Consider the following 8,785-nt stretch of genomic DNA (forward strand, 5'->3'; position numbering starts at 1 on the left):
GGCGCCGGTCGGACCGACGCCCTCGGACAGCAGGCTCGACAGCAGGGCCTTCTGGGCGTGCAGCCGGTTCTCGGCCTGGTCGAACACGACCGAACGGGGTCCATCGATCACCGACGCGGTGATCTCGAGCTCCCGATGTGCGGGCAGGCAGTGCATGACGATCACGTCGGGCGAAGCGGCCTCGACGGCCTTCTCGTCGAGCCGGTACGGCTGGAACACCAACGCGCGGCTGTCCGACTCACCCTCCTGACCCATCGACGCCCACACGTCGGTGTAAAGCACGTCCGCCCCGGCGGCGGCCTCCAGCGCGTCGTGCATCACCAGCGCCTCCCCCCCGGTCACCATGCCGATCTCATTGGCGTGCCGCAGCACCTGCTCGAACGGCTCATAGCCGGGCGGCGAGGCCACGTGCACCCGCATGCCTGCCAACGCGCCGGCGAGCAGCAGCGAGTGCGCGACGTTGTTGCCGTCGCCCAGGTAGGTCAGGGTCAGCCCGGCCAGGCGGCCCCGCCGCTCCCGGATCGTCTGCAGGTCGGCCAAGGCCTGGCAGGGATGGGCGTGGTCGGACAGCGCATTGATCACCGGAACGGTGGCCGCCGCCGCCAGCCGCTCCAACCGCTCCTGCGCGAAGGTACGCACGACGATCGCGTCGACGTACCGGCTCAGCACCGCGGCGGTGTCCTCGATGGTCTCGCCCCGGCCGAGCTGCGTGCTCACCGCGTCGATCACCACCGGGTGGCCGCCGAGCTCGGCGACGCCCACGTCGAACGACAGTCGGGTGCGCGTCGACGGCTTCTCGAACAGCAGCGCCACCGAGCGCCCGGCGAGCGGACGCTCCGTCAGCCGGGTAACGCGGCGGCGTGCCTTGAGCCCGTCGGCGAGGTCGAGCAGGGCGGTCTGCTCCGCGGGGGTCAGGTCGGTGTCGAGAAGGAAGTGTCGGACCGTCATGCGCTGACCCTAGAGCCCGGGGCTGACGCGGACTGCGCCGACCGAACCCGGGCGGCGAGCGCGTCGCCGACGATACCGGGCAGGGCCGCGACGAAGGCGTCCGCCTCGGCGGCGGTGAGGATCAGCGGCGGGGCGAGCCGGATGGCGTCGGGGGCGACGGCGTTCACCAGGTAACCGGCTTCGCGGGCGGCCTTCTCCACCGCCGGCGCGAATGGGCCGTCGAGCTCGATCGCCCGCCACAGCCCCCGTCCCCGGACCCCGGCCACGCCGGGCACGCCCGCCGCCTGGATCGCCGCGGCCAGCCGCTCCCCGAGCCGCGACGCGTGTTCAAGCAGGCCCTCGGCGGCGATCGTGTCGAGCACCGCGAGCGCCGCCGCGCAGACGATCGGGCCGCCACCGAAGGTGCTGCCGTGATCCCCCGGGCGCAACAGCGTCCCCGCCGCGCCGATGCCGACGCAGGCGCCGACGGGCAGGCCACCGCCGAGTCCCTTGGCCAGGGTGATCACGTCGGGCAGCACGCCCTCGGCCTGGTGGGCGAACCACAAGCCGGTCCGGCCGATGCCGCTCTGCACCTCGTCCAGGACCAGCAGCGCGCCAGCGGAGTCGCAGACAGCCCGCGCGGCGGCGAGGTAGCCGGCCGGCGGCGGCACGACACCGCCTTCGCCGAGGGTTGGTTCCAGGAACACCGCCGCGGTCGCCTCGCTGACGGCGGCGCGCAGGGCCGCGCCGTCTCCATACGGCACGAACCGGACGCCGGGCAGCAGCGGCTCGAACGGTGCCCGCTTGGCCGGCTGACCGGTGATGGACAGCGCGCCCAGGGTCCGGCCGTGGAACGAGCCCTCGGTGGCGAGGATCTCCGAACGGCCGGCCCGGCGGGCGATCTTGATTGCTGCCTCGTTGGCCTCCGCCCCCGAGTTGCAGAAGAAGACTTTCGCCCCCTCGGGCGGAAGCCCGGGGCTCGGCGCGCCGACCCGCAGCAGCTCGACGAGCCGTTCGGCCAGCAGCACCTGAGGCTCATTGGCGTAGAGGTTCGACACGTGGCCGAGAGCGCCGAGCTGGCCGACGACGGCGTCCCGGACCGCCGGGTGGCAGTGACCGAGCACGCTGACGGCTATCCCGCCGACCAGGTCGAGATATTCGCGGCCGTCATGGTCCCACACCCGGCTGCCGGCCCCCCGAGCCAGGGAGATCGCGGGTCGGCCGTAGGTCGCCATCACGACGGCGTCCCGGCGGGCGATCAGATCGGCGTTCACGGCGATCTCAGCGTTCACGGCGTTCCTCCGGTCGGTTCGCCGGCCGGAACGATCCCGGCCGGGCGCGCGGCGGGCGCAGGGAGCGTACCTGGCTCAGGCGAGGTGCCTGGCTCGGCCATGATCAAAGTGCCGATGCCGTCGTCGGTGAAGATCTCCAGGAGCACCGCGTGCGGTACCCGTCCGTCGAGCACGTGCGCCTGTGGAACACCGCCACGCACCGCCCGCCGGCAGGCCTCCATCTTGGGGATCATGCCGGCGGTGAGCGAGGGGAGGAGCCGTTCGAGCTCGGTGATGCTCAGCTCACTGATCACCTCGTCGCTCGCCGGCCAGTCCGCGTAGAGGCCCTCGACGTCGGTCAGGACGACAAGCTTCGTGGCCCCGAGCGCGACGGCGAGTTCGGCGGCGGCGATGTCGGCGTTGACGTTGTAGACCCCGCCGTCGACGCCGCGGGCAACCGACGCGACCACCGGCACCTTCCCGGAGCCGAGCAGGGCGTTGATCGTCTCCGGTCGGACCTCGACGATGTCGCCGACCAGGCCGACGTCGGCCTCCCGGCCGTCGACGATCGCCGGGCGGCGCCGCGCGGTGAAGAGGTTGGCGTCCTCACCGGACAGCCCGACGGCGAACGGGCCATGGTCGTTGACGAGCCCCACGACGTCCCGATTGACCTGGCCGAGCAGGACCATCCGCACGACGTCCATGGTCTCCGGGGTGGTGACCCGCAGGCCGCCGACGAACGTCGAGGGGACACCGAGGCGTTCCAGATGCGCGGTGATCTGCGGACCGCCGCCGTGCACGACGACCACCCGCAGCCCCGAGTGGCGCAGGAACACGACGTCAGCGGCGAAGGCCTCGCGCAGCGCCGGCTCCGTCATCGCGTTGCCGCCGTATTTGACGACGATGGTCGCGCCCTGGAACCGCGACAGCCACGGGAGCGCCTCGATGAGGACCTGGGTCTTCGCGAGCGCCGCGTGGCCCCGGGCGGTGGCGGCCGGGCCCCGCCCGGTGCCCCCGCCCGGGGCGGCGTCGCCGGTGCCATCGGCGCCTGCGGTGCCGATGGTGCCGCCGTGCCCACCGTTCGAAGGCGGCAGTGTCCGGGTCGGGACGTTCATGTCGAGTACGCCGAGTTCTCGTAGACGTACCCGTCGGTCAGGTCGTTCGTCCAGACGGTGACCTCGGCGTCGCCGGCGTGCAGATCGACGCCGATGCGCACCTCACGGCCGGACAGGTCGACGAGGTCACGGTCCTCGCCGGGGGCCCCGGCCCGGCAGACCTGCACCTCGTTGATGGACACGTCCAGCGCATCGGGCTCGAAGACGGCCTTCGTGGTGCCGATCGCGGCGAGCACCCGTCCCCAGTTCGGGTCCTTGCCGTACAGAGCGCACTTGAGCAGGTTGTTGCGGGCGACGGCCCGGCCGACCTCCAGCCCGTCGTCCTCGGTCGCGGCTCCGGTCACGGTGATGGCGATGGTCTTCGTCGAACCCTCGGCATCGCCGAGCATCTGCTGGGCAAGGTCAACGCACACCTCGGTGACCAGCCCCGCCAGCTCCGCCTCGGGCAGGCTGACCCCGGCGGCACCCGAGGCCAGCAGCAGCACGGTGTCGTTGGTGGACAGGCAGCCGTCAGAATCGACCCGCTCGAAGCTGACCCGCGAGGACGCCCGGATCACCCGATCGAGGGTGGCGGCGTCCGCGACGGCGTCGGTGGTGACCACCACGAGCATCGTCGCGAGCGACGGCGCCAGCATCGCCGCGCCTTTGCCCATCCCGCCGATGGTGACACCCGGGGTCGTCGACGAGGTGCGGACCGCGGCCTTCGCGACGGTGTCGGTGGTGCGGATCGCCTCCGCCGCCGCGGCGCCGGCGGCGGCGGTATCGGTGAGGTCCGCCACCGCCTTGGTGGCGCCGGCGAGCAGGTTGTCCATGGGCAGGCGGACGCCGATGAGACCGGTCGAGCAGACCGCGACGTCGCCGGCACCGATACCGAGCGCCCCGGCGACGTGCTCAGCCGTGGCGTGGGTGTCGGCGAATCCGGCCGGACCGGTGCAGGCGTTCGCCCCGCCGGAGTTGAGGATGACGGCGCGCAGCCGGCCGTCGGCGAGGGCTTGGCGACTCCAGAGCACCGGAGCCGCCTGGACCCGGTTGGCGGTGAAGATCCCGGCGGCGGCGTCGGACGGCCCGTCGTTGACGACGAGCGCCACGTCCGGACGGCCGGACGGCTTCAACCCGGCCGTCACTCCGGCGGCGCGGAAGCCCCGTGGGGCGGTGACGCTCAACTCAACCCTCTCCTGTCCCCTGTCCGCGTTGCTGGTCGATGTTGCTGGTCGATGGTCCCGCGTCCTTACCGGCCTGCCGGCCTGCCGGCCTGCCGAGCCGGAAACGGTCAGGGGGCGATGCCCTGAGCGGTCAGCCCGGCGGTCTCGGGCAGGCCGAGCATCAGGTTGGCGCACTGCAGCGCCTGGCCAGCCGCGCCCTTGCCGAGGTTGTCGATCGCGGTGACGACGATCGCCCGGCCGGTCTCCGGGTCGAAGGTCCCCTGCACATGAACGGCGTTCCCGCCGAGCGTCGCCGCGGTGTGCGGCCAGCGCCCCGGCGGCAGCACCCGGACGAACGGCTCCCCCGCGTAGGCGGACCGCAGCGCCTCGTACACGGCGTCCGCGTCGGTGCCCGGGATGGCCCGGCCGGTACTGGTCGCGAGGATGCCGCGGGGAAGCGGGGCGAGCACCGGGGTGAAGGACACCGTCACGGTCGTACCGGCGGCCCGGGAGAGGGTCTGCGTGATCTCGGGCCGGTGCTGGTGGGTGCCCACCTTGTAGGCGGTCAGGTCACCCATCACCTCGCTGCCGAGCAGGTTCACCGTGGCCGAGCGCCCCGCGCCGGACGTGCCGCTCGCCGCGACGACGACCAGGTCGGCGGGCTCCACGAGACCGCCGGCCAGCAGCGGCACGAGCCCGAGAGAGGTCGCCGTGGGATAGCAGCCCGGGACCGCCACCCGCCGCCTCGCGGCGATCTCCGCCCGCGCCCAGGGGAGTTCGGGCAGGCCGTAAGCCCAGGTCCCGGCGTGCTCCCCCCCGTAGGCGCGCCGCCACGCCTCCGGGTCGACGAGCCGATGATCGGCACCCAGATCGGCGACCCGTACGGTGTCGGGCAGGGTGGCGGCCACCGCGGCCGACTGACCGTGCGGCAGTGCCAGGAAAACGATGTCCGCGTCAGTCCCGGCCAGCGCGGCCGCGTCCGTGAACACCCGGCCCTCCAGGTCGGGCAGGTGAGGATGCACGTCCGTCACCGGCCGGCCGGCGGACGCGTTCGCGGCCAGCGCACCAATCTTGATCTCGGGATGGGCGAGGAGCAGGCGCAGCAGCTCTCCGCCGCCGTACCCGCTCGCCCCCGCAACTGCTGCCGTCACACCCATGATTGCAATTTTATACACGCCAACTCATTGTCATGCAATGGGGCTGGCGTAACCCGCCTCGGCCTCAGGCGCGCAGGGACGCGCCGGTGAGCTCCGCCGCCCGGGCGACCGCCGCGTCCCGCACCGCGTTCGCCTCGGCGGCCGTCAGCGTCCGGTCCCCGGCGCGCAGCCGCAGGCCGAAGGCCAGCGAGCGCTGACCGACCCCGACCTGGGCGCCCTCGAAGACGTCGAAGAGGGTCAGGGACTCCAGCAGGTCACCGGCTCCGGCCCGCAGTGCCGCCGTCACGTCGGCGACCGGCACCTCGATCGGCACGACGAGCGCCACATCCCGGTCGGCGGGCGGATAGGTGGAGATCGTCGGCGCGATCATCGGCGGCGCCGCCGACGCGACCTCGATCAGGGCGTCGAGGTCCAGTTCCATCGCGCCGGCCCGGGGCGGGAGCCCGGCGGCGCCGAGCACCCGGGGATGCAGCTCACCCGCGTGGCCCACGACCCGACCGTCGATCGAGAGCTCCGCGAGGCGGCCCGGGTGCCAGGGCATGACATTGCCGGCCCTGACCGTCAGGGTGACGCCCACCGCCTCGGCGACCACGTGCGCGGCGTCCACCGCGTCCGCCCAGTCCGCGTCCCGGGCCGGCGTGGACCAGCCACCTGGCTCACGGCGCCCGGTGAGGAGCACGGCGACGTGGCGGGGCTGGCCGGGCAGGGTCGAGTCCAGAGCGACGATCTCCGCGGCGGAGGGCCGACGATCCACCGGCGGGGTGACGACGCCCGTCGGGATCCGTTCGCGTTCACGGAACACCAGGCCGCTCTCGAACAGGGCGAGATCGCGCTGCCCCCGGCCGATGTTGCGCACGGCCGCCGCGATCAGTCCGGGTAGCAGGGTCGTCCGCAGGTAGCCGGCATCCTCGGCGATCGGGTTCGCGATCCGGACCGCCGCGCGCCGCGGGTCGACCGCAGCCAGGCTGAGCGCGTCGGCGGCGTCCTCGGGCACGAACGGCAGGGTAAGCACCTCGGCGAACCCCGCGTAGGCCAGTGCCCGGCCCACTGCGCGGTGCATCCGCTGCGCGGCGGTGAGCCCGCGCCCCGCGGGCAGCGACGGCAGGGTCACCGGGATGGTGTCGTACCCCTCCAGCCGCATGATCTCCTCGACGAGATCGGCAGGCCGGGTCAGGTCAGGACGCCAGGACGGCGGCGTCACGATCAGGACACCGGGCAGGCCCCCGGTCGCCGGCCCGTCGGCCACTGCGCAGCCGACGTCGCCGAGCCGGCGCCGCACCACCTCGGCGGGGTAGGGCCGGCCGGCGAGACGTTCCGGTTCCGTCAGCGGCAGGGTCACCGGCGCCAGGCCGGGGCGGTGGTCCAGGTCGGTCACGCCGGGCTCGGGACGGGCGGCGGCGAGCTCGACGAGCAGGTCGACGGCCAGCGCCGCGGCGACCGGCGCGAGCGCCGGGTCGACGCCGCGTTCGAAACGCCGCGACGCCTCCGAGGACAGCCGGTGCCGGCGGGCGGTGCGGGCCACCGTGATCGGGTCGAAGTGCGCCGCCTCGAGGACGATGTCGGTGGTCGTCGCGGACACCTCCGTGCTGGCCCCGCCCATCACCCCGGCGAGCGCGATCGGACCGGTGTCGTCGGCGATGACCAGATCCTCGGGGTCGAGAGTGCGGTCGACCCCGTCGAGGGTGCGCAGCGTCTCTCCGGCGACGGCCCGGCGCACGATGATCGCGCCGGTCAGCTTCGCCCGGTCGAAGGCGTGCAACGGCTGGCCGAGGCCCAGCAGCACGGCGTTGGTGACGTCGACCGGCACCGAGATCGACCGCATCCCGGACAGCGACAGCCGCCGCTGCCACCCCGGCGGGGTGGTGGCCCGCGAGTCGACCCCGGCCACCACCCGGGCGACGTAGCGGTCACACGCCGCGGTGTCCTCGACGACGACCGGATAGGCCTCCCCGGCGGGCCCCGGGCCGGCGGCCAGGTCCGCCGACGCGCCCGGGTCCGTGAACGGCAGCGCGAAGGCGATCGCCGCCTCCCGGGCGATCCCCCGCACCGACAGGCCGTAGCCCCGGTCCGGGGTGACCGCGATGTCGAGCACCTCGTCGGCGAGATCGAGCAGCTCGGCGACGTCGGCGCCGATCGGCGCCCGCGGCGCGAGCACCAGGATGCCGCCGGACTCCTCGCCAAGGCCCAGTTCCCGGGCCGAGCAGATCATCCCCTCGCTGACATGGCCGTAGGTCCTCCGCGCGGTGATCTCGAACCCGCCGGGCAGCACGGCGCCGGGCAGCGCGACCGCCACCCGGTCACCGACGACGAAGTTGTGCGCCCCGCAGATGACGCCGCGCACGCCCTCGCCCTCGGATCCGGCATCCCCGGATCCGGCATCCCCGGATCCGGCGCTCTCGGCGACCCGGACCTGGCACCAGCGGACGGCCTTCTTCTTCGTCTCGACGATCTCGAAGTCGACGATCTCCCCGACGACCACGCCGGAGAACTCGCCCCCGGCGCTGCGCAGTCCCTCGACCTCGAAACCGGCCCGGATCAACGCGTCGGCGACGGCCCGCGTGGGCGGCAGCCCCGCCACATACTCCCGCAGCCAGGACATCACGATCAGCATGGGTCAGTCCTCGATTCCGAACGGCAGGCTGAACCGGACGTCACCGTCGACGAAATCGCGGATCTCCCGGATGCCATGGCGGACCATCGCGGCCCGTTCCAGCCCCATCCCGAACGCGAAACCGCTGTACCGGGTCGGATCGACCCCCGCGGCCCGCAGGACGTGCGGGTCGACCATGCCGCAGCCGCCGGCCTCGATCCAGCCCTCGTCCGAGCAGACCCGACAGGGCTGGCGGGCCGCCTCCCCGCGGCAGGCGAAGCACTGCACGTCCAGTTCCGCGGACGGCTCGGTGAACGGGAAGAACGACGGGCGCAGCCGCGTCGACAGGCCCGCCCCGAACAACGCCTGGGCGAAGACCTCCAGGGTGCCACGCAGGTCCGCCATGGTGATGCCCCTGTCCACGGCCAGACCTTCGAGCTGGCCGAAGACCGGCGAGTGCGTCGCATCGATGGTGTCGTTGCGGTATGTCCGCCCCAGGCACACGACGTACACGGGCAGCGGGCGGTTCAGCAGGGAGCGGATCTGCACCGGGGAGGTGTGGGTACGCAGCACCCGGCCCGCA

7 protein-coding genes are annotated in these 8,785 nt (G+C 73.5%); all 7 read right to left on the reverse strand.

All coding sequences use genetic code 11. The features are described from left to right. Positions 1 to 948: ornithine carbamoyltransferase (argF, locus tag ACY5KJ_RS08805; RefSeq protein WP_462203152.1), on the reverse strand; the 948-nt coding region annotated here is incomplete at its 3' end. Continuing rightward, on the reverse strand, positions 945 to 2,201 hold the full coding sequence (locus ACY5KJ_RS08810; protein ID WP_462186899.1) for an acetylornithine transaminase: 1,257 nt from the start codon (positions 2,199 to 2,201) through the stop codon (positions 945 to 947). The genes ACY5KJ_RS08810 and argF, both read right to left, overlap by 4 nt. A 14-nt stretch (positions 2,202 to 2,215) precedes the next feature. Further along, a complete protein-coding gene (gene argB, locus ACY5KJ_RS08815) occupies positions 2,216 to 3,313 on the reverse strand; it encodes an acetylglutamate kinase (RefSeq protein ID WP_462186887.1) in 1,098 nt (365 codons plus the stop codon). Further along, positions 3,310 to 4,476, reverse strand: a complete 1,167-nt coding sequence (argJ, locus tag ACY5KJ_RS08820) for a bifunctional glutamate N-acetyltransferase/amino-acid acetyltransferase ArgJ (protein ID WP_462203153.1) — start codon at positions 4,474 to 4,476, stop codon at positions 3,310 to 3,312. Before argJ ends, argB begins: the two co-directional genes overlap by 4 nt. A gap of 107 nt (positions 4,477 to 4,583) precedes the next feature. Further along, positions 4,584 to 5,612: an N-acetyl-gamma-glutamyl-phosphate reductase gene (gene argC, locus ACY5KJ_RS08825; RefSeq protein ID WP_462186900.1), complete on the reverse strand. Its 1,029-nt coding sequence runs from the start codon at positions 5,610 to 5,612 to the stop codon at positions 4,584 to 4,586. Positions 5,613 to 5,676: 64 nt separating this feature from the next. After that, on the reverse strand, positions 5,677 to 8,223 hold the full coding sequence (gene pheT, locus ACY5KJ_RS08830; RefSeq protein WP_462203154.1) for a phenylalanine--tRNA ligase subunit beta: 2,547 nt from the start codon (positions 8,221 to 8,223) through the stop codon (positions 5,677 to 5,679). Positions 8,224 to 8,226: 3 nt separating this feature from the next. Then, positions 8,227 to 8,785: tRNA ligase subunit PheS family protein (locus tag ACY5KJ_RS08835; protein WP_462203155.1), on the reverse strand; the 559-nt coding region annotated here is incomplete at its 5' end.

Source organism: Frankia sp. CcWB3 (genome assembly GCF_977927595.1).